This window comes from Paenisporosarcina sp. OV554, from assembly GCF_003058165.1.
Lineage (GTDB): Bacteria > Bacillota > Bacilli > Bacillales_A > Planococcaceae > Paenisporosarcina.
On record NZ_QBUC01000006.1, the window covers coordinates 175,642 to 197,732 of the forward strand.

Consider the following 22,091-nt stretch of genomic DNA (forward strand, 5'->3'; position numbering starts at 1 on the left):
AAAAACGACTTCGTTTTAATTGGGAAACTATTCTTCAGATGAAAGCAAAAAATTTTTGCGATTTAAAGTCACGAACCATTTTCTCATCTTTAGTGTTGCATTATACTTGAATTCATTGTATTCTTTAAATCGTAATCATTACTGTTTGCAGAAGAGAAATGGAGATAACATATGAAAACTCAGATTCCGGTTACCGTTTTAAGTGGTTACCTAGGGGCAGGAAAAACAACGGTGTTAAATCACTTATTGGCAAATAAAGAAGGGAAGAAAATCGCTGTAGTCGTAAATGATATGAGCGAAGTCAACATTGATTCGCAACTCATTCAAGCTGGTGGTTTTTCACGTACAGAAGAAAAATTAGTCGAACTGACAAATGGTTGTATCTGTTGTACACTGCGCGAAGATTTGATGATTGAAGTGGAAAAGCTTGCTAAGCAAGGGGATATCGATTATTTAATTATTGAGTCTACCGGTATTTCTGAACCCATTCCCGTAGCACAAACATTTACATACATCGATGAAGAAGTTGGCATCGATTTATCACAATATTGTCGATTAGATGCCATGGTAACGGTAGTAGATGCCTTCCGATTCTGGAATGACTATGAAAGTGGTGACACCCTTCTTGAACGTAAACAAACGGAAGATGCTAACGACCTTCGTGATGTATCAGATTTATTAATCGATCAAATTGAATTTGCAAATATTTTACTGATAAGTAAAACGGATTTAGTCACACTCGAATATTTAGAAGCTTTTAAAGCCTTTTTAGTAAAAATGAATCCCGATGCTACAATCATACCCATAGAGAATGGGGTGGTTTTACCTGAAGAAATCCTAGACCGAAACCTATTTGACTTCGAGCTAGCAAGTCAAGGTGCTGGATGGATTAATGAATTAAATGAAGAACATGTACCGGAAACAGAAGAATACGGAATCACATCTTTTGTTTATAAAAGAAAACGCCCATTCCACCCTGAACGTTGGTTCGCTTGGTTGAGCACGTTCCCTCAAGAAATTGTTCGATCCAAAGGATTTTTCTGGCTGGCAACTCGAAATAACATCGCAGGGTTACTGTCTCAGGCTGGTTCTTCACTCCAATTCCAAGGTGCTGGTAATTGGATAGCCACTTTTCCGAAATCTGAGCAAGAAATGATTATAAAAGAAGATTCTTCCGTTGCATCGAGATGGGATGATGTTCATGGGGACCGACAAACAGAAATGGTTTGGATAGGGCTTGATATGGATCGAGAAGAAATCGAGTCCGAGCTTGATGCGTGTCTACTAAGTGATGAAGAAATGGAGAGTGACTGGACAAAATTGGCTGATCCACTTCCTCCGTTTGTTCAAGCGAATTGAAGCTCAGACAAGTTTTTGTGCGTTTGAAGAAAGTTGAACATAATGGTTTAAATTTCACGATTCACTGCCATGATTCGCAAAATGACTGATACAAATGAGGGGGATTACTGATGAGAGTAAATATTACATTGGCCTGCACAGAGACAGGTGTCCGCAATTACATTACGAAGAAGAATAAACGCAACAATCCAGAGCGTATTGAACTAAAGAAATATTGCCCACGATTAAGAAAAGTGACTTTGCATAGAGAAACAAAGTAAGAAATTTGGCTAATTTTAAATCGTAATCATTACAATAACATGAAGGAGGAAATAACATGGCTAAAAAATCAAAAGTTGCAAAAGCCAAAAAGCAACAAAAGATGGTTGAACATTATGCGGTGCTTCGCAATAAACTGAAACAAGAAGGTAACTATTTAGCTTTAAACAAGCTTCCTAAGAACTCTTCTCCAACAAGATTGAAAAACCGATGTGCATTGACTGGCAGACCAAGAGGATATATGCGAAAATTCAACATGTCACGGATCGCTTTCAGGGAACTGGCACACAAGGGTCAACTACCAGGAATAAAGAAAGCAAGTTGGTAACATTCTAATCATTCCTTTCATACGATGACTAATTTCAAAATCAAATAATTGAGGTAAAAAAATGAATGAGAAGTTAATGGGTTTTTTATTAAGAAGTGAGATCGGTAAGATCGCGGAAGAAAAGAGGAAACTTTATCAATTTATAGTCGATGAAGAGAATCAACTGGCCCTAAGAGCAGATACAGCTGATCAATTTCTCCAACTATTGGCTACACACTCCCCTTATGAACTCGCATCCTATCATTTTAACTTGCCTTCAGAAAAGGTCTTTCGTCTTATGAATAAAATTGAAGCAGAGTTAAATGAAAGAATCCAAGCAAGATACAAAAAGGTGAAGTGGATTGACTATACCAATCACAGCAAACAAACGAACTTCGGAGATCATAAAAAATATGTATTTTTGTTTGTCAATTAAATGGCTAACTCAAAACGCTTCAGAATCCTCCTGAATCACTCATTGCTGTCACTTTAGCCAGTATTTTGCACTTATTTTAAGTACTATTTTGCACATGCAAACGTTAAAACCCAGCTATCTCCACATGAGAGAATTAGCTGGGTTTCTTCATTATTTACGTCCAATCACTAAGCTAGTTCGTGCAGCTTCTATGACTTCTGTGGTAATGGATTTCAGGGTAAAATTTCTCATTATTATAGAATTGAAGTCCTCAATGTTCATCAATCAAAATAAATCATCTGTTAGTCTCTACATCATTTTTTTGAGCATCTACTGGAACACGCTTGCCTATTCCAAAAGCGTAAAAACTAATGACAATGATGCCTAGGAAAACAATCCCTACAATAAGTGACATACGTGTATCATCATTAAACCACATACCGATTAATACCATAATTAAAAAGGCGATAGTTAAGTAGTTGGTCACCGGTGCAAAAGGCATTTTGAATGGATGCTTGTCCATTTCGGCTCCTCTAATTTTTCTGAATCGAATTTGACTGATCAGAATAACAAACCATGGAACCATACCTGGAAGTACACTCGCACTGTATACATGCACAAATAAATTTTCTGGTGCAATGTAACTTAAAATAACACCAATTGCTAAACCAATTAGTACACCAAACGTACCGACTAACGGCACACCTTGACGAGATAGTTTCGTAAAGAATTTTGGTGCTTGACCATTTATTCCCAATGTATAAAGCATGCGTCCTCCACTATAAATACCACTATTACATCCTGACATTGCGGCTGTGATTACGACAAAGTTAATAATTCCAGCTGCTGCTGTAATACCAATTTTCGCAAAAGTTGCAACAAACGGGCTGCCAATTGAACCTAGTTGATCCCAAGGGTAAACCGTTACAATAACAAAAATCGCACCAACATAGAAGATTAAAATACGCCAAATAATACTTTGAATCGCTTTTGTTAACGTTTTTTGCGGATCTTTTGCTTCACCAGCTGTAATCCCAATTAGTTCAACACCTTGATAAGCTGCGATTACTAACGATAGTGCAAAGAAGAACCCTGACCAGCCACCAGCAAAGAAGCCTCCATTTTCCCAAAGGTTAGATATTCCGATTGCGTCTCCTCCGTTACCTAATCCGAAGAAAATAAGACCAATTCCCGCAACAATCATCAATACAATTGTAACGATTTTAATCATCGCAAACCAAAATTCAAATTCACCAAATACTTTAACGGAAATTAAGTTCGCTGCACCAAGAATCACCATTGCGATGATACCCGGTATCCACGCAGGTAAATCTGGAAACCAGTACTGCATGTATGTTCCAACTGCAATTACTTCTGCCATCCCAACAATAACCCACTGGAACCAGTTACTCCATGCCGTGATATAACCTGCTAATGGATGTATGTATTTATGGCCAAAGGTCGCGAATGAACCTGCACTTGGTTCTAAATACAACATTTCCCCCATTGCACGCATAATGAAAAATATAAAAATCCCTGCGATTGCATAGGCAAGTAGTACTGATGGACCCGTCCATTCAATCGTTTTTGCTGAACCCATAAATAAACCAACACCAATTGTACCGCCCAAAGCAATCATCTGAATATGACGCGCTTCCAAGCCTCTCTTCAATTCTTTGTTTGCCACTCCGTTCCCTCCTCTTACACAATTACTTGCTATTCGGTGGTGAAATGATGAACCAGGCATCACTTTTTCAATCTATCAAGCTACTTCCTAGGATCATTCCTCACTTATTATTAAGAATTCCTAACTGCTTAAAAGAATATTCATCTTTCCTTTGAAATCTATCACACATGTATTACTTATATTATAATAATAAATTTTTCATCAGAATACAATTGTATTTCTCAGTAAAACACTTATCAATCAATATTTATCGATAATATATAAAACAGTACTGTTAGTAGAAATAAAAAAATGTTTTTTCTAAATAGTATTAATTTTCTATAACTATTCAGTAAATACTTCTTAGTTATAGAAAATCTATATGTACGAATATTTGTTATTGAATCTATAATTAAACATCGTGACCTATCATTATTAATAGTTTCTTCTTTTTATCTAAACTCCCACTCTTCTAAAACACCCGTTTTTCATCTAAATCAATATTTCAAACCAACCTTTTATCTGTTAAACAATAATTATTGAATGGCAATGATGTTTTACATTTTCTCCAACATTTTTTTCAAGAAATTCGGGAAAAATTAATTACTTTTGCGGTATAATAAAATAGAGTCTTTCTACAAGTCTATACTATTTATATTTTGTGAACTTTGCAACATTTCTTTCGTTTTGAATTTGCGAAACATTATTAGTGGTATAAATGATGTGGAATTATACCCTAAGAGTTTTGTGGACAGGCATTTCGAAATAAAACTAAACGGTTGTACACGTGGATGTGAAAAGTTTATTTTATCAAAATAGTAAACGCTTACATTTTTATGGAATTAAAACATGGGGGTAGTTGAATGATCCAAACTCAAGAGTTAAAAAGGGAATTAAAGGGCCGCCATTTATCTATGATTGCGCTTGGCGGGGTTATTGGAACAGGGTTATTCTTGGGATCAGGTTTTACAATTGGTGAAGCTGGACCAGGTGGAGCAATAACAGCATACATATTTGGTGGGTTTGTCATGTATTTAACGATGCTTTGCCTTGGTGAATTAGCGGTTTCACTGCCTGACGCAGGCTCATATCAAACTTATGCAACGAAGTATATTTCTCCTTCGACAGGTTATATGATTGGCTGGATGTCATGGCTTAACTGGTCTGTTACGATCGGTTTGGAGTTAATTACGGTTAGTATTTTGATGAAACGCTGGTTTCCAGATGTATCACCTTGGATATGGTGTGTCCTTTTTGCGGTTCTACTTTTTGCCATTAATGCTTTATCTACAAAAAGCTTTGCAGAAGTGGAATTCTGGTTTGCAGGAATAAAGGTAGTAACGATTATTGCGTTTATTCTTTTAGGTGGCGCGGCCATGTTCGGATTTTTAGAAATGAATGGAAGTTCCCAAGCTCCAATGCTTTCTAACTTTACTAATAACGGCGGATTGTTTCCAAATGGTGTACTCGCCATCCTAATAACGATGATAGGGGTTAATTTCTCTTTTCAAGGAACAGAATTAGTTGGAATTGCAGCAGGCGAAAGTGAAGATCCTGAAAAAAATATTCCAAAGGCAATCAATAATACGATTTGGCGCATATTAGTGTTTTTTGTACTTGCCATGTTTGTCCTTGCAGGTTTATTTCCATGGCAAGAGGCTGGTTTGGTTGAAAGTCCATTTGTCGTCGTGTTTGATAAAATTGGTATCCCTTATGCGGCAGATATCATGAATTTTGTAATTATTACAGCTGTTCTATCAGTAGCAAACTCTGGACTCTACGCAACGTCTCGTATGCTTTGGTCCATGTCAAATAAAGGAATGATTAGCAAACGGTTTGGTAAACTAACGAAAAATGGAGTTCCAATGAATGCATTGATTGTAAGTATGCTTGTAGGTTGCTTATCTTTATTATGCGGAGTATTTGCAGAGGATACTGTTTACCTATGGCTACTTTCAATCGCAGGTTTTGGATGTGTAGTGGTGTGGGCATCCATAGCCCTCTCAAGCTATCTTGGTCGCAAAGCTTTTATCAATCAAGGTGGACAGGTAAAAGATTTAAAATTCAAAATGCCACTTTATCCGATTGTTCCACTTTTAGCTTTTGGGTTAAATTGCTTAATCCTTATAAGTCTAGCATTCATTCCTGAACAAAGAATAGCCTTGTATTGCGGTGTACCTTTCATGCTTGCATGCTATCTTTATTATCATCTTGTAGCGAAGCACAAAATGCAGGAACCAATTTCTATTAATCAACCCAAATTTACCGAATTGAAAAAAGTGTAATAGGTTAACGACGAAGTGATACATCTATGTTAAGGAAGTTCCTCACCCGCAACCCAGTGGGGGGGTTGCTCAATCTTTCGCCATATTTAATAGTGCTTATTAATCAATACAATGATTTTTCGACATTTTACCTATTGGATTTCCAACCGATTGGAATACCTTTTATAAAGGACTGTTCCTTAGTATTTGCTACAGTTCTCTCTAAACAGCGTCCAATTGGGAATAACTTTCAAATTAATAACCTAATGAAAACACTTTATTCACATTAAATTTTTCTTCAAATAATTAATTACGTAAGGAATATCCAAATATAAAAAGCCTAATTTCTCCCTTAGACATGGAGAAATTAGGCATTTGTTACTTAATAAACGCGCCGACTGCGGAAAAAAAAGACTTATTTTCATTCTTTAACGGTCTATTATTTTGAAATAACGATATATTTTATTTAATTTCTCGTCATGCCTTCCCTTCAGATTTTCCATATTCCCAAATTCAAAAAACTTCACTTTTTTTATCCCCACATAATTAAATAAGGCTTTCTTCATTAATACTTTGTGGGCATTATTCAACCAGAACAAAGGATAATGCGTAGGCCCCTTCATCGTTGAAATACAAACAACCGACTTCCCCTTCAAAAGTCCTTCTGGCAGAAGTCCGCCCTTATCTTTGTAGGCAAATTCTGAAGCAAACATTTGGTCTATATACCCCAAAAGCATAGCTGGAGGCCGTCCCCACCAGATCGGATATATGAAAACTATTTTATCGGCCCAAATAATTTGTTCTCTATACTTTTCAAGTTGGGGATCGGAGTGCATATCCCTTCTGCGTTTCTTCTCATTGAAAACTAGGATCGGATTAAACTCCTCCTCATATAAATCCAGCACCTTTATCTCCGCTTTATTGGGGTTCTCACTGCTTCCTTGGATAACCTTTTGAAAAAATGCATAACTTAGGCTCCGATGATTTGGATGCGTATATATAACCAGCGTTTTCACTGTACCACCTCTTTACTTATCATTTGATAAACAAATCGTAACACATTCTTTTTTAGTTATCAAATGATAATTGTTTTATGACAACTATTTTGTTATATTGTAAGTAAGAGGTGATCCTTTTGGACAAAAATGCTTTATTTCATAAATTCGTGGCCTTTACTACTTCTGTTCATCAAGTGACGCATGAAATTACAAAAGATGTTAAATCCGATGCCATAACCCCCGTTCAACATAGTATTCTTGAATATATAGCGGTTAGTCAGCCCGTTACCATTAGTCAAATTAGTGATTGTCAGAATATGTCCATGCCTAACACGAGCCGTGAACTGAAAAAACTAAGCGAAAAAAATCTATGCGAAAAATTTGCCGTTGCCGAAGATCGACGAAAGCAATATATCCGTCTTTCCAAAGAAGGGGAAGTCATGATGACCGAAGCCTTTAAACATATAGAAGCCCGTTTTCTGCAACGGATAAAGGAGGCGTCCGATGTAGATTTAGAAGAAATTAACCGGTCGCTGGATGTGCTTCACTCAAAAGTGTTTTATTCAAGTAAACCATTGTGAAGGAGGAAAGGCCTATCGTGAGGCACCTCCGTATAAACGACGACAAGCTCTTTCCCTATTGGGAGGAGCTTGTCTTTTCACATCTCTATCCCGTTACTTGAATAAGTAAAGGCTTTACTCCTTATTGAAGTAAGCGCCCGTTTATGGATTGGTTTATGTGATTTTTCTTGAAGAAAAGCACCCTCTAGTTAAAAGCAAACTCATAATTCCTTTGTCATAAATACGCTATTTGGGTCATCATAATTTGAAAACGGCTTACAATATGGGAATCCGAAACTTGTATATAGTCTTTTTGCTTGTTCGAAAGAATCCATTGATCAAACCCGTTTCCAAACTTATACGTCGATTGGCTTGTGCTACCCCTAGAACAGAAAAAGACTAAATCATAAGTTAACCTTTTCCCTATTTGGAATTTCTATTTATCAAATAACTTAATCCCACTTAGTTCATTGCTATTAAAACTTATAAAAAGCAAAAGACGATTTAACCTTTTTAGAGGCTAAATCGTCTTTTTTCTATAAAATCGCCCGAAGTTTTTTAAAAATAAGAAGTCATTCCAATTAACGAAACCCCTTCTAGAGCAGCTTTGGTTCCGCAAAGGGCAACGATTTCTGCTCGTATTTATTTATTTACTTTTGAGCCTCATCATACTTAAATTCCCACTTTAAAGTCATTGGTTCATAGAACTTATTAACATCTTCAGCGTGACGAGATAAATCAGGTTCGCTGATTTGAAAAGTTAATTCATAATTTCCTGGTTCTGGTAATAAAACATTAGAGGCATAATGTGGGTCACCTGCTACCATTTGATACAATTGCCCTTTTTCTACATCTTCATTTGTATCAAGATTATGTATCTTATAGTCAATTGTTAGATATGGAATCCATTCACCTTTATGAAATCCAAAAGAATTGTCTTTTGTTGCATGAATGTCGGCTTCTAAGTGAATGTTTCCTTCTTTTCCTCCACGCTCAACAGGAGCTACTTCAACTGAATGGGGCAAATAAACAGCATTAATCTCCATTCCATTTTTAATTACCTGACCAATCATTACATCTTCTCCAGCTTGACCTTCATGTTCAGAACCATGTTCTTTCTGATTAGTGCAAGCTGATAATGCTAGAAAAACTAATGATGCCAAAAATAAGACTAAGTATCTTTTCACAAGCTATCCCTCCACATATCATTTTATTTATCATTTCTAAACTTTGTTCGAACCGCTTATTTTAAGATTCCTGAGTTTTTTCAGCGGAACTCGGAATTTCGTTAATACTGTCTTGAAAAATTTCTTTTAATGAATGGCTAGTGTAATCTCTAGGTCTGTTAATAGATAAGGAAAATAAATGATCTATTTTGAAATATTGATCCAAGCTTAAACTATAAATCTGTCTTCCTCTTAATAACAAGCCAAATGCGCTTGTATAAAGGGTAAGGCTCATTACATTGATATTACCTGAGAGAAGAAAATTTATATGCATAAAGAGACAAGTCAGAATCGATGGAAGTATCATAAATCCTGCGATGAGAAACAAACCAACTATTATTTGAACGATGGGAATGGAATAATTTAAAATTAACACGTGCTTTAAAGCTACCTCTTCAATAAAAAATTTATAAAAATCTGGTACATTAGGTTTATCTAATGCTAGCACCAGATAATCACTAAGAAATACTCCGGGTTGAGCAAACCATGAATGCCCTGTGGAACCTCCTTTACCCAAAATCTTCGTAACTCCCGCTAAAAGCCAACCGAACCCAAATAGAATACGCATTAAAACGACTAAAGATTGAAACACGTGTTTTCCAAGTTTGGTTTGATTTGTAGTATGGAATATATCTTTAACAACTACTTCATTTTGCATCATAAAGTCCTCCTGAATATTTTTAGAACGAAGTAGAATGAGTACTGATAATCATAAGAAAAGTTCATCGTCAATCCAAAACATTTTTTGTAAAACAACCGATTAATAAACCTATACCTACCAATAGTTTTCCCCAAGGTACTAAAAAGTTAAATGTGTGATTAGGAATAGCTAAATTTTTTAGAAATATCACCCACCATTCTTGAACAGCCGGGTGTCCTCTTGTTACTTTTGTCAACGCACCCAAAACCATAAGCAACAAATTATTCAATTGCTCTCTTTCCCCCGCCTGCCATGAAACACGTCTATTCGAGTTACACACTTAACACTACTAAGAGTATAGAAATATTATTATTTTTCCTTATAGCTTAGATACCATGCTTTCCTCCTATAATTCAATATAATAAGTACAAAAAATATCATAACACAATTGATAATGATTTTCATTGTCAATTAATGTGTAAAAAAACCTCTTGCTACAGAGGTAACATAGTCCCTGTTAAAGTAGAAGAGATGTTGGTTTATACAATTCTAGTTGGGGTATCCCCAACATTTTGACATGAAACCCACACAAATACATTTATTGGAAACAAAAAGTCTATTTTCTCTAAGTTAAGGAGAAAATAGACTTAATTTGTCTTCTTCAGTTGTATTAAAACTTACGTATTGTAATATCCATCTGTAATTCAACATCTTTCACGAACTAGGCGAGTAGCCTCTATAACCTAGTACTAGATAATGTCAAAATACTTTTGGATCAAATTACATCTGTTTTAAGGTTCGTTTTAAAAATTCTCTAGTACGTTCTTGTTTTGGGTTATTGAAAATTTGCTCTGGACTTCCTTCTTCACAAATAACGCCTTTGTCCATAAATACAACACGGTCAGAAACTTCCTTTGCAAATTCCATCTCATGAGTGACAATTAACATAGTGAGACCAGTTTCAGCAAGTTCCTTCATTACTTTTAGAACTTCTCCTACCATCTCAGGATCAAGTGCTGATGTTGGTTCATCAAATAACATCACATCCGGCTCCATAGAAAGTGCTCTAGCTATAGCCACACGTTGTTTTTGTCCACCTGATAATTGTCTAGATTTAGCGTTAATATATTGATCCATACCAACGACTTTTAAATATTTCATCGCTATTTTTTCTGCTTCTTCTTTTGAACGTTTTAACACTTTTACTTGTCCAACAACACAATTGTTTAATACATTGTGATTATTAAATAAGTTAAATTGCTGGAATACCATCCCTAACTTTGTACGGTAGGCGTGGATGTCATGTTTGTCTTCTAAAATATTTTCTTCATGATAAATAATTTGACCACCATTTGGTCTTTCTAAAAGATTTATACAACGAAGAAGAGTGGATTTACCAGATCCTGAGGAACCAATGATGCTGACAACTTCTCCTTTATATACAGAAAAGTCAATGTCTTTTAATACTTCATGGTTCCCAAAAGATTTGCTTAAATGTTGAATATCAATTACTTTTTCCATATGTTCTCCTCCTTCGTCAATTATTAATTTCTGTCGCTATTTTTTGTACTACTCGATAGATTTCCTGGTGCCTCTACTTGCACTTGATTATCAATCATACTGTAATTTTCGGGACCATCTAATTTTCTTTCGATAAAACGCAAAATTCTAGTTACCGTATATGTCATGATGAAATACAAAATACATGCAACAAAAAATGACTCAAAATATCTGAAGTTGTTCCCTGCAACTGATTTTGTTTGGAAGAATAATTCCGTTACACCAATAACGTTAAGTACGGCGGTATCTTTAATATTAATGACAAATTGATTACCGGTCGCTGGTAAAATATTTCGAACGACTTGCGGTAATACAATATGGATCATCGTTTGAAAATGGTTCATACCAATTGCCTGAGCTGATTCAAATTGTCCTTTTTCGACAGAAACAATACCGCCACGAACAATTTCGGCCATGTAAGCACCTGTATTAATCGATACGATAAAGATTGCTGCAATTAATACGTCCATATCTATACCAAAGGCTAAAGCAGAGCCATAAAAAATGACCATGGCTTGCACAATCATAGGTGTTCCACGGAAGAATTCTATATATACAGAAAGAATTGCATTAATTAATTTAAGAATACCTCTTTTTATTCCTCGTTCAGGTAGAGGAATCGTATGAATAACCCCTATTAATAAACCTATAATTGCACCCAATATAGTACCAGTAATGGAGATTAATAGTGTCATGCCAGCTCCCCGAATGAACATTGGCCAGTTGTTTGTAATAATTGTTACGATCCACTCAAAACTCATCTTTATCCTCCTTTACAAACATAAAACCGACTGCAAAAGATGCAGCCGGAATCAAATAATCATTATTGTGCCGCTGGTTGAACCTTAATAGCAGTATCCATAATGTTTTGACGTTCTTCTTCTGAGATAGCCGCTAAAGTTTTATTAATTTTTTCTGTTAGTTTACTATCTTTTGCAAGTCCGACTGCGATTGCTGTTTCATCTTCAGATGTAACGAATCCATCTGTAAATTCTACCATTTCAAAGTTGTCATTAGCTGCAGAAGCACTAACTGCTTCAGGACGTTCTGACACATACCCATCAATCATCCCTGATTCAAGAGCAACTCTCATTGCTGTAAAGTTGTCCATAGCTGTTTTTTTGACTACATCTTCAATTTGGTCAATTACTGAATAGTGGAATGTATTTAATTGAGCAGTTACTTTTGCTCCTTTGAAATCTTGGATAGAAGTAGCATCTTTATATTCCCCACCTTTTTTTACAACCATTACTAAATCTGATGTGTAATAGTTGTCTGAGAAATCGATTGTCTTTTTACGTTCTGATGTTGGTGACATACCTGCAACTATTGCATCAATTTTGCCTGAGGTTAAGGCTGGTACAAGACCATCCCATTCAGTTTTCACAATCACTAATTCTTTTCCTAAATCTTTTGCCATTCTTTTTGCGATTTCCACATCATATCCACCTGCATATTCTGCATTGCCATCAATTTTTACTCCACCGTTTGAATCATTCATTTGAGTCCAGTTAAATGGTGCATATCCTGCTTCCAGACCTACTTTAAAAGTTCCATCTTCTCCAGATGACCCTTGATTTTCTGAACTACTTGAACCACATCCAGCTAACAATATAATTGCTGTCAGGAGCATGGTAATAGAGATAATTGATTCTTTTCTCATGATTCGTTCTCTCCTTTTGATATATTCTGATAGTGACATTACATACAAAAAAGGCAAATCTGCACAAAAAAAGACCTGAGATGAACTCAGGTCGCATATGTATGGTTTGCCCTAAAATCCTCTTCTTCCCTAAATGAGATAGCACACTCAATAAACTGGGACGTTTATTGAGACAGTCCTGCAGTTCTTAACTACAGACCCAGCAAGTAATATTGAGAGATATTACACACTTCGGCGACATTTCCTTCTCCTTAGAATCAAAGCTTCTCAAACTCATCTAAGGACTGTTAAATATCGCGCCTCTACCTCACCGTAAAAGTGAGGTTAATATTCAATTGTATTCAATATTTTACAATAACATAATCTATCTGTCAACCACTCTACTAAGATATTCATTTGTTGAATCATATCCATTTTACCAAATCAAGAAGTCAGTAGGGTTACCGCCCCTTTGTATTAAGCAAATAAAACCATTAGAGGAAGCTGTTTGTAATCTAGCCTTGATTGGATTAAAATTGTAAATATCTAAGGCCTATTATGTGAGAAGAGAGTAGCATGTAATCGTTATCATGCGGGACTCAAATGGAGGATTTGAACAAATGACCGAGAAAAATCGAGACGTTTCAGAAGCTTTCCCCAGTGATCAAAATTCTTGGACTTCTGGCACAATTCATAGTGATCTTCTTGCCGCGAAGGACTTTGTCTTTAACCCCTGCAGCTTTGAAAGTTCTCCCCCCCTATTAGAAGCACAAAACGCTGAATATGGGGCCTATGTATTTAACTTGAATGGTCTCTCCATAAGATTTCGTGTCGCTAAAATTACTCCTACAAAGGTGGGGCAATTTGTGACTTTATGGGAAAGAATTGGCGATCGGCCGATCCAACCGTATGATGTACTAGATTCAGTCGATTTATTCGTTATTAGTACCCGAGAAGGTAAGAACTTTGGACAATTTATATTTCCGAAATCTGTTCTACGTGAACATGATATTCTATCTAGTAAGGGTAAAGGTGGTAAGAGAGCAATACGCGTTTATCCCCCTTGGGCAAAGACTACTAGCACTCAGGCTCAAAAAACTCAGAAATGGCAGCTGGAATATTTCTTAGAGATACCTCAAATTGAACCAGTAGACTGTGTTCGTGCTCAGATGTATTACAGCTTAAAACGTTAAGCCCCCCTTATTTACAACCTATAGAGTAAGAGCGGTTAAGATATTCCTGTTACGTCAAAACCTATTTAACATTGAAGATTTTACATCTAAAACTATATTGAAAGAAAAATCACTGGTATGTCTTTATCCCTTAATCAAGTGACACATAATAACGACTTGCCACTTTCCACCAATAACATCAAGTGTTACTCCTACTGGTATGGGTACTAAAAAGTGCCTACAGCACTTTAAAGTGCGTACTTTTCTTTTTGAGACATTGAATTGATAATAACATAAGTAGACAAGAGCAAAAAAAGTCAAACTAACCATATGCCTTATAGTCAGTATGACGAAAAGTGCTATTGAGGGTGTCTTTTTTACGGCGCTAGAAACTGCAATTTATTTCACATCAAAATAAGGAGGAAATTTATCATGATTTATAATTTACAAGATACAACAACTTTGCATAACGGAGTGAAAATGCCTTGGTTTGGTCTAGGGGTTTTTAAAGTTGAAGAAGGTCCAGAATTAGTGAATGCTGTAAAAACAGCTATTATAAATGGGTACCGCAGTATTGATACAGCAGCCATTTATGGAAATGAAGAAGGTGTTGGACAAGGTATTCGCGAAGGAATCAAAGAAGCTGGTATTTCTCGTGAAGAACTATTTGTGACGTCGAAAGTTTGGAATGCTGATTTAGGATACGAATCTACAATTGCAGCGTATACTACAAGTTTAAAAAAACTTGATTTAGAATACTTGGATCTATATTTGATCCACTGGCCTGTAGAAGCTAAGTATAAAGAAGCGTGGAGAGCATTAGAAACTATTTATACAAAAGGACAGGTCAAAGCAATTGGCGTAAGTAATTTCCAAATTCATCATCTACAAGATTTGATGAAAGATGCAAAAATTAAACCAATGATAAATCAAGTGGAATTCCATCCACGTTTAACTCAAAAAGATCTTCAAGTGTTTTGTCAGGAACAAGGAATTCAGCTGGAAGCTTGGTCACCTTTAATGCAAGGTCAATTGTTAGAAGATGAAATCTTAAAAGAAATTGCAACTAAATATAACAAATCTGTTGCTCAGGTTATTCTACGTTGGGATTTACAAAACGAAGTGGTAACTATTCCGAAATCTACAAAAGAACATCGTATTGTTGAGAACTCGTCAATATTTGATTTTGTATTAACGGATGAAGATATGAAAAAAATAGACGAAATGAATGAAAATCATCGAGTAGGTCCAGACCCTGATAACTTTGATTTTTAATTGAATCACAAAGAAAATGACCATAGAATCCATCGATTCTATGGTCATTTTGAATTTTATCGACAGTACGGAACCATAGAACAAGGATTACATATTTCTTTTTCTACTTATTTTAAATAGACATAAAGTACTGAATTTTCAGTACTTGATGTCATTGTTATTCTGTAATTAAGTAGTACTTCTTTAAGATATCCAATGTGATGTTTTTAGCTTTTGTACCCGTACCATCAATGTTTGTCACAAAAACATAAGAATGATTGTCCACTTTTATAAATCCAACAAACCATCCTAATCCTAAATCAGACAATCTTGTTCCCGTTTTTCCGTAAAGTGTGTAGAGATTCCCTTCCTCCTGGATCATCATTCGTTTAACTGTTTTCATTACATGTTTATCAAACGGAAGCTCTTCTTTATACAACTTTTCCATAAAATCAACTTGTTCAAGTGGACTGATTTTCAAAGTGCTACTTAACCAGAAATGGTCGATTCCTCCACTAATATCCTCGTTTCCATACGCGATTTTTTGTACCCAATCATTCATACGTTGCTCTCCGATATCCCTAGCTATTGCCTGGTAATACCAAATTACTGATTCACGCATAGCTGACCCAAGGGTATGGTCACGGTTCCATGTATCAAATTCATGCTTGACGCCGTCCCATCTTTTCACATCATACTCATCTCGGACAGCGTTTACTTGTAATCCAATTAATGCATTAGGGACCTTAAAGGTAGATTCTGGGGTTTGACTTGTGTTAGCTCTATCCTGATTGTAGACAAAGGTTTTTCCAGTTTTAACATCACGTAATATAAACGTTCCTTTTTGATTAGAGAAAAATTCAGTTACGTCTAACTTTTTAACATTAAGTTTTACTTTAGAAGTAACTTCTTTATTTGGTGTTTGAGCTTGTACTGTAAAACCTATTATCCCGGTAAACAATATAAAAATAGAAAGGTAAATCAGTTTTCTCATTTTAGACACCTCATTAAATTATTTTACTTATATTAATGATAACTAAATTCTTCATTTCTCAAAATCGAACAATATATCAAATAATGAAGATTCCGTTACTCCTAGCAGAAATAAAAACATACTAAAGAGATTGTAATAATCTCTTTAGTATGTTTTAGCATTTTCTTCTATTATTTACTCTTAACGTTGATATATAGTTTTCCTGCTGCAGTTTTGCGTGTTTCATTTTTGAAGCTATCTACTGCTTTCACTTCAATTACTGCACCGTTTGCAACTGTACCTTTTGGAGCTGTCCAATAGCCAACATAGTGACCGTCTGATTGTTCCATCATTGGCAACTCGGTAGCATTTTGAATTTGAGCTCCGACATCTGTTAGTGGCATGTGGATGACGAATGTTGATTTTAATCCCGGCTCACTATCAAATTCGATTTTTACGCTTTTCCCTGTTTTTAGGTTGACATCTTGGTTTGGTAATACGTTTTCAATGACTGGTGCAACGTATTTTGCATTTACCGTAACTGTTTTCGAAATACTATTATTCGCTTTATCTCTTGCGACAACAGTAATTTTATTTGCGCCGGTATCCAATATAATACGTTTCGAATATTTGCCATTTACGACTGGTGCATTTTGACCGTTTACTTTTACCCAATCAAGGTTTGCATCTTCGACGCTACCTTCTACGATAACCGTTTCACGGTTTGTTTTATCTCCGTCTTTCGGGCTGCCGATTGTAAGGTTAGGTTTCACTGTGTCCAAGATGACCGAGACAGGAGCAGATTCACCTGTAACTCTACCATCGAGTTTAGAAATTGCTGTGAATTCATTTGTACCTTCTGTTAATTTCGTTGGGATGGCGAATTTACCATCATCTCCTACTACTACGGATCCTGCTTCCTCACCGTTATTTTTCAACTGAATAGTTGTAGTAGGTGAAGCAGTTCCTTTTATAGTAATAGCTGGATCATTTGTTGCTAAGTCATCTGTTGGTGAAGTAATAACTGGTGCATTTACTTCATAACTAACACGTGCACGGATCATGTAGTTTCCTTCTTCTTCAGGTGAAGCTGACCATGAACCTGAAACAGCTTGGTAACTTCTTTCTGCATTTGTTCCATTTTCATCAGTTGCAAGGCCTGGAGTGTTCGGATTCGCAAATGTTTGTCTGTAAACCATGTAGAAGTCGCCATTCACTACAATGTTATGTTCAGTTAAGTCGACTACTGTCCATTCACCGTTACGTAGTGCAGTGGCATCTATAGGACCTGCAAGTTTCTTACCTGGTGTACCGTCAGCACCAGTGGCATCCCATACTTCTACAGCAAATTTAGTTCCACCTGGTACAGGCCATTCCGTATCCCAGAAGCGGAATACACCATCAGTAACAATGCCATTTTCTTTTCCTTCAGGTAGAGACATTTTTACTCCCCAAGCATTGCCTGCTGCATTGAAAGCATGCGCATTTTCGGCTGTTCCATCATCATAGCCAATTTCTCCGCCTGGATATGTGTAGAACGGCTCAAGAGCAAGACTTAAATCAAGTGCATCTGCACCGATTGTGACTGGTGCTTCTTGGCCATGATAGCCACGAGCAATAACTTTTAGAGTGTAGTCTCCTTCATAAGCAGTGATTGAGTAGTTACCGGATTCATCTGTTACTACAGGAGTGATATTGGCATCTTCAACAAGAAGAATTGTTGCTCCTTCAATTCCTTCTCCTGTCGATTCATCAGTAATTTTCCCACGCACTACATTTTGTGCTATTTCATTCAAAGTGAAATTCGCTTGCGTTGTTTCATCAGCTGCAACTTCCACCGTTTGTTGTGTAGTGTGGTGACCGTAAGCTTCTGCTTTCACTCTGAATGTTCCTGGAGCATGCGTTATTGAATATGAGCCATCTGCAGGGTTAGTATAAACCGAACGCCCTGATTCAAGCACACTGACTTGAGCGCCTAAAGGTAATAGTGTCGGATTGTTTGGTGAATCTGACACTGGGTTTTCTTCTTTTTTAGGCATAGCAGGTCGGATTTTTGTCGGATCAATCGCTTTTTTTGCTGCAGATTTATCATCACCTTTGATTACGCCAAGGCCAATTTCATTGTCTTTCTTGTCATTCTTTTCACCTTTTGCAACATTACCAGTTTGTGAACTATCTGCTAATGCAATATCATCAATATACCAACCGTCTTTTGCAACACTGCTGTCAGAGAATGCATTAAATGCCAAGTAAACACGTTGACCGCTATAAGCTGACAAGTCTACTTCACCATTTAACCATGATCCTGAATCACCTTTGTACTTCTGTAATTGAGTCCACTCTTGTTGGTCTGTGGAAATAAAAACATGACCGTAATCAAAAGCTGTTCCTAGTGATCCTTGTTCAAAATTATGCCAGTGTTTAAACTGCAGGTACGAATTTCCTTCCGGCAGATCTACTGGAGGTAGTACGAGTGTTGCGTTCATGTTATTGTCATACTTGCCATCTAAATTCGTTGCATATACTTTTTCACCAGATGCCGCATTTCCTGGTCCGGAAGTTGGAACTCCCCACTCCCAGCTGTCCATATCTCCGAATGAACTCCAGCCTGTTGCAGCAGTTTCAAAATCTTCAAAGTAACCAACCGTAATACCCGGATTTACTTCAACTGTATATTCTTCACTGTTGACTTCGTTATTTCCGAAATCATTGATTGCCCATTTGTAAGTTAATGAATCACCTGTTATAGAAGCTCCAGGAATCGTCGCAGCGTAATCCCCAGACTTGAAGTCACCAGATTGACGAGTTGCTTCTACTGTTTGCCATTCACTATTTTCATCTAGATAATTTAATTCTACTGATGCAACGCTGACATTATCCCTTACAGAAATCGTCAAGTCTAAATCCATTCCTTCATATGTTTCTCTAGGAGAACTATGTTCAAAAGCAGGAGCTTCATCATCGTCCCCTTGTTTAGTAACTTGCCCTCCGATTTTCCCAATACCATTCATGATTGAAGATACTGCTTCATAAGCATCAACTAAACCATATCCATAACCATGATTCGGTGTTTCTGGATATTGCGCGTCAGTTAATGGAATTGCTGTGTCAAGTAAAATCTGTTCCATTTCATCAACGCTCAAATCAGCGTTTACTTGGCGTAACAATGCTGCAACAGCTGATATTGCTGGTCCAGACATTGATGTGCCATTCCATCCCCCTTCATACACACCACCTGGTACAGAAGAACGGATGTTTACGCCAGGAGCCGAAATATCCGGTTTGATCTCAGCATAAGGTGAAGGTCCTCTTAATGAGAAACTTCCTACTACATTGTTAATATCAGTCGCACCCGTAGCAAATGATTCAGGGTAGTTTGCAGGTGATGCAACCGAACCAGGACCACCTGGATTGCTAAGCGTCGTGTTTCCTGCTGAAAATTCAGGGAAAATTTCTGCTGCACGCCAGTTTTTGACTACATCACGATACCATTCGTCAAGACCTGGACCACCGCCCCACGAGTTGTTTACAACATCTGGCGCTAAGTCTACGCGTGCATTTCCTTCAGAATCTGTTGGTGCTAAAATCCATTGTGCAGCTTCTAATAAATCCGCATCTGTACCACCATCTGGAGTAAAAGCTTTTACAGAAATGAATTTAGCACCAGGAGCTACTCCAACCTGGTTGGAACCGTTTGTTTCACTACCTACCATTGTTCCAGTCACGTGAGTACCATGACCATGATCATCATAAGGTGTAGCTTGTCCAGCTGTAGCGTCAAACCAGTTAAAGTCATGATCTGTTTGACCTGTTGAAGAATTATAACCACGGTATTTTTCTTTTAATGCTGGATGATCCCACTGAACACCTGTATCGATGCTCGCTACTACAGTACCTGCTCCATCAATACCCATCGCCCAAACGTCGGGAGCTTTAACTCTCGCAACATTCCATTCAACATTGGCAATTTCAGATTTAGGTGTCACAGCATCTTTCGTTTTCGTTGTGAAAAGTTGACGCGTTTCATTTGGAAGCACTTTTTCAACTTCTGCAAATGATGCTACCTTTTCTGCAACTTCTTTCGTTGCTGTTACAGCCATCCCATTTACAATATAATAAGAATTAATATCCTTAACATTTCCTTTAGCTTCTTCTTGTTCAAGATAATGTTTTACATTTTGCTGTTCCTGAAGAGAAGTTGCCTTCAATTCGGATACAATCGCAGAACGTTTAACTAGTAACGATTTTTTTGATGGTAAATTTGCTTTTTCTGAACTTTTCTTAGCGGAAGCGGCAATTTCCTTCGTATCCACTTTCTCTTTGAACTTAATTAAGAAGGTGACTTTTTCATCTTCTTTAAAATTTGCTAGTAACCGATTGCTCATCTTTTCTTTTGCCATTAAGTTCGTGTTATTGACCGACTGGTGAAGCTTACTAGTTGTTTCCGCACTCGCGACTCCAGGTGCAATTAGTGACAACGTCATGAGTAAGGAAACAGCCATGCTGAACGACTTTTTAGAATTTTTTTTCTTCGTCATCTTCTTTCCCCCTTTAATTTTAACCATTTTTCACACTTCATGAAGCTAATCCTTTTTACGTTTACTTAAAAATGACCACATAAAAACACCTTTGCCCCCTTTCCCTAACGATCAATTTAGGTAAACAGTCTCAATGGTGCAAATCTTGAATCTCATGTTGTTACTAAAACTATATAAGATTGACAGACTATTTTTTGTCAAAATTTGTCGAAAATGTTCAGAGTTTTCAGAATTGATATTTAGTAACTATTTTCCAATTTATTTATATAGGTATAATAGATTAGATAAAGTTTTGTTCCAAGGAAAAAAAACCGGATGAAGTATTGGTGTAATAGGTTTTTAATAAAAAAAATTTTCGTCTCTAGGAAGACCATTATTTACCATCAAACGGAAAAATAAGGAATTAGTCCTCTTTTTAACGCTAACGAGCAATTTGCATTTCAATTACAACTTCAATAGCACGGTACTTTTAAACTATATAAAATTAAATAATTTTCCATTTTCGTATTATATATTTAACTGAAATTTCAAGTTTGTCACGTTAATTTAACAATATTTTCATATTTGTAATGAACACTCATTTCACTTACCTCTTTTTGCGTTTTTTATAATTCACTGTTTAAAAAGCGAGTCTATTGAACTACTTTTACAATAATTGTAAAATGACTTATTTTTTATAATATTTTGTTTGACTGTAAAAAGAGACGAGAGGAGTGACAATGTTGAACTGAGCCCTTATTAACGGACAGTTTAATAAAAAGGCACCTTAAAATTCATGTTGCGATTAGATGACTTCGGTATTGTTCCGGAGTCATCTTTTTTAAGTTCCATTGTTTACGTGTTGTATTGTAATGTTCCATATATTCATCAACCATGACCTTAAGGTCAAACAAACTCAGGGCGTCCTTATTATCTACATCATCCTTAAAATGTCCAAAGAATGACTCCATAGGGGCATTATCTAGACAATTACCACGACGTGACATAGATTGAACTAGACCCATTTCTTTCACGATTTCTTGATAATCTGGGTGTGTATAATGGAACCCTTGATCCGAGTGGATCATCGCTTCAGGATGAATGTTTCCTCCTAATGATTCTTCTAATTTAGCTAGAGTACGGTAAACAATTCGCATACTTAAACTAGTTGAAAGCTCATATGCAAGTATCTCCCGTGTGGCAACGTCTTTTACACATGATAAATAGGCTGTTTGACCACCTCCATAGGGAAGGTATGTGATGTCAGTCAGAAGTACTTT

The 22,091-nt window shown here is 36.5% G+C and carries 19 protein-coding genes, 1 pseudogene and 1 riboswitch; of the genes and pseudogenes, 8 read left to right on the forward strand and 12 right to left on the reverse strand.

Annotated elements, in window-relative coordinates; genetic code table 11:
- The first annotated feature begins 171 nt into the window (after window positions 1-171).
- The 4 genes from C8K15_RS07805 to C8K15_RS07820 all read left to right on the forward strand — a co-directional run bounded on the left by C8K15_RS07805 (window position 172) and on the right by C8K15_RS07820 (window position 2,360).
- A complete protein-coding gene (locus C8K15_RS07805; RefSeq protein ID WP_108585855.1) occupies window positions 172-1,359 on the forward strand; it encodes a GTP-binding protein in 1,188 nt (395 codons plus the stop codon).
- A gap of 110 nt (window positions 1,360-1,469) precedes the next feature.
- Window positions 1,470-1,619, forward strand: coding sequence for a 50S ribosomal protein L33 (rpmG, locus tag C8K15_RS07810; RefSeq protein WP_108585856.1), 150 nt, complete (start codon window positions 1,470-1,472; stop codon window positions 1,617-1,619).
- A gap of 56 nt (window positions 1,620-1,675) precedes the next feature.
- The gene (rpsN, locus tag C8K15_RS07815; protein WP_108585857.1) at window positions 1,676-1,945 is read left to right on the forward strand and encodes a 30S ribosomal protein S14; all 270 of its coding nucleotides are present in this window, start codon (window positions 1,676-1,678) and stop codon (window positions 1,943-1,945) included.
- Between the two features lie 61 nt (window positions 1,946-2,006).
- Window positions 2,007-2,360 (forward strand): hypothetical protein, encoded by a 354-nt coding sequence (locus C8K15_RS07820; RefSeq protein ID WP_108585858.1) that lies wholly within the window; start codon window positions 2,007-2,009, stop codon window positions 2,358-2,360.
- 274 nt (window positions 2,361-2,634) lie between these two features.
- Here the strand turns inward: C8K15_RS07820 and C8K15_RS07825 are convergent, their stop codons facing one another.
- Window positions 2,635-4,086, reverse strand: coding sequence for an amino acid permease (locus tag C8K15_RS07825; RefSeq protein ID WP_483310834.1), 1,452 nt, complete (start codon window positions 4,084-4,086; stop codon window positions 2,635-2,637).
- 782 nt (window positions 4,087-4,868) lie between these two features.
- Here C8K15_RS07825 and C8K15_RS07830 point away from each other — a divergent pair.
- Window positions 4,869-6,290 (forward strand): amino acid permease, encoded by a 1,422-nt coding sequence (locus C8K15_RS07830; protein ID WP_108585860.1) that lies wholly within the window; start codon window positions 4,869-4,871, stop codon window positions 6,288-6,290.
- 407 nt (window positions 6,291-6,697) lie between these two features.
- Here the strand turns inward: C8K15_RS07830 and C8K15_RS07835 are convergent, their stop codons facing one another.
- Window positions 6,698-7,285, reverse strand: a complete 588-nt coding sequence (locus C8K15_RS07835; RefSeq protein ID WP_108585861.1) for an NAD(P)H-dependent oxidoreductase — start codon at window positions 7,283-7,285, stop codon at window positions 6,698-6,700.
- 119 nt (window positions 7,286-7,404) lie between these two features.
- On the opposite strand from C8K15_RS07835, the gene C8K15_RS07840 reads away from it, so the two are divergent.
- On the forward strand, window positions 7,405-7,848 hold the full coding sequence (locus tag C8K15_RS07840; RefSeq protein ID WP_108585862.1) for a MarR family winged helix-turn-helix transcriptional regulator: 444 nt from the start codon (window positions 7,405-7,407) through the stop codon (window positions 7,846-7,848).
- Window positions 7,849-8,048: 200 nt separating this feature from the next.
- Here the strand turns inward: C8K15_RS07840 and C8K15_RS20750 are convergent.
- From C8K15_RS20750 to C8K15_RS07875, 7 genes and pseudogenes are all read right to left on the reverse strand, one after another.
- Window positions 8,049-8,165 (reverse strand): annotated as a pseudogene (locus C8K15_RS20750) (N-acetyltransferase); the annotation flags it as partial.
- 312 nt (window positions 8,166-8,477) lie between these two features.
- Window positions 8,478-9,014: an iron transporter gene (locus C8K15_RS07850; RefSeq protein ID WP_108585863.1), complete on the reverse strand. Its 537-nt coding sequence runs from the start codon at window positions 9,012-9,014 to the stop codon at window positions 8,478-8,480.
- Window positions 9,015-9,075: 61 nt separating this feature from the next.
- Complete coding sequence (locus C8K15_RS07855; protein ID WP_233260412.1) at window positions 9,076-9,711, reverse strand: hypothetical protein; 636 nt, start codon at window positions 9,709-9,711, stop codon at window positions 9,076-9,078.
- A gap of 70 nt (window positions 9,712-9,781) precedes the next feature.
- Window positions 9,782-9,982 (reverse strand): hypothetical protein, encoded by a 201-nt coding sequence (locus C8K15_RS07860; RefSeq protein WP_108585864.1) that lies wholly within the window; start codon window positions 9,980-9,982, stop codon window positions 9,782-9,784.
- A 491-nt stretch (window positions 9,983-10,473) separates the two neighbouring features.
- Entirely contained in the window at window positions 10,474-11,214 is a 741-nt protein-coding gene (locus C8K15_RS07865) for an amino acid ABC transporter ATP-binding protein (RefSeq protein ID WP_108585865.1), read from the reverse strand.
- Window positions 11,215-11,237: 23 nt separating this feature from the next.
- Window positions 11,238-12,014 carry an amino acid ABC transporter permease gene (locus tag C8K15_RS07870; RefSeq protein WP_108585866.1) on the reverse strand — a complete coding sequence of 259 codons (777 nt, stop codon included), beginning with the start codon at window positions 12,012-12,014 and terminating at the stop codon, window positions 11,238-11,240.
- 62 nt (window positions 12,015-12,076) lie between these two features.
- Window positions 12,077-12,916, reverse strand: coding sequence for a transporter substrate-binding domain-containing protein (locus tag C8K15_RS07875; protein ID WP_108585867.1), 840 nt, complete (start codon window positions 12,914-12,916; stop codon window positions 12,077-12,079).
- Window positions 12,917-13,047: 131 nt separating this feature from the next.
- A riboswitch (Lysine riboswitch) is annotated at window positions 13,048-13,229 on the reverse strand.
- 286 nt (window positions 13,230-13,515) lie between these two features.
- On the opposite strand from C8K15_RS07875, the gene C8K15_RS07880 reads away from it, so the two are divergent.
- Both C8K15_RS07880 and C8K15_RS07890 read left to right on the forward strand, forming a co-directional pair.
- Complete coding sequence (locus C8K15_RS07880) at window positions 13,516-14,088, forward strand: MepB family protein (RefSeq protein WP_108585868.1); 573 nt, start codon at window positions 13,516-13,518, stop codon at window positions 14,086-14,088.
- Window positions 14,089-14,499: 411 nt separating this feature from the next.
- Window positions 14,500-15,342, forward strand: a complete 843-nt coding sequence (locus C8K15_RS07890) for an aldo/keto reductase (protein ID WP_108585869.1) — start codon at window positions 14,500-14,502, stop codon at window positions 15,340-15,342.
- A 157-nt stretch (window positions 15,343-15,499) separates the two neighbouring features.
- On the opposite strand, the gene blaOXA is transcribed toward C8K15_RS07890, so the two are convergent.
- From blaOXA to C8K15_RS07905, 3 genes are all read right to left on the reverse strand, one after another.
- Window positions 15,500-16,315 (reverse strand): class D beta-lactamase, encoded by an 816-nt coding sequence (gene blaOXA, locus C8K15_RS07895; protein ID WP_108585870.1) that lies wholly within the window; start codon window positions 16,313-16,315, stop codon window positions 15,500-15,502.
- A 170-nt stretch (window positions 16,316-16,485) separates the two neighbouring features.
- Window positions 16,486-20,832, reverse strand: coding sequence for a S8 family peptidase (locus C8K15_RS07900; protein WP_108585871.1), 4,347 nt, complete (start codon window positions 20,830-20,832; stop codon window positions 16,486-16,488).
- Window positions 20,833-21,605: 773 nt separating this feature from the next.
- A partial coding sequence (locus C8K15_RS07905; protein ID WP_108585872.1) for an IS3 family transposase occupies window positions 21,606-22,091 on the reverse strand: 486 nt, incomplete at its 5' end.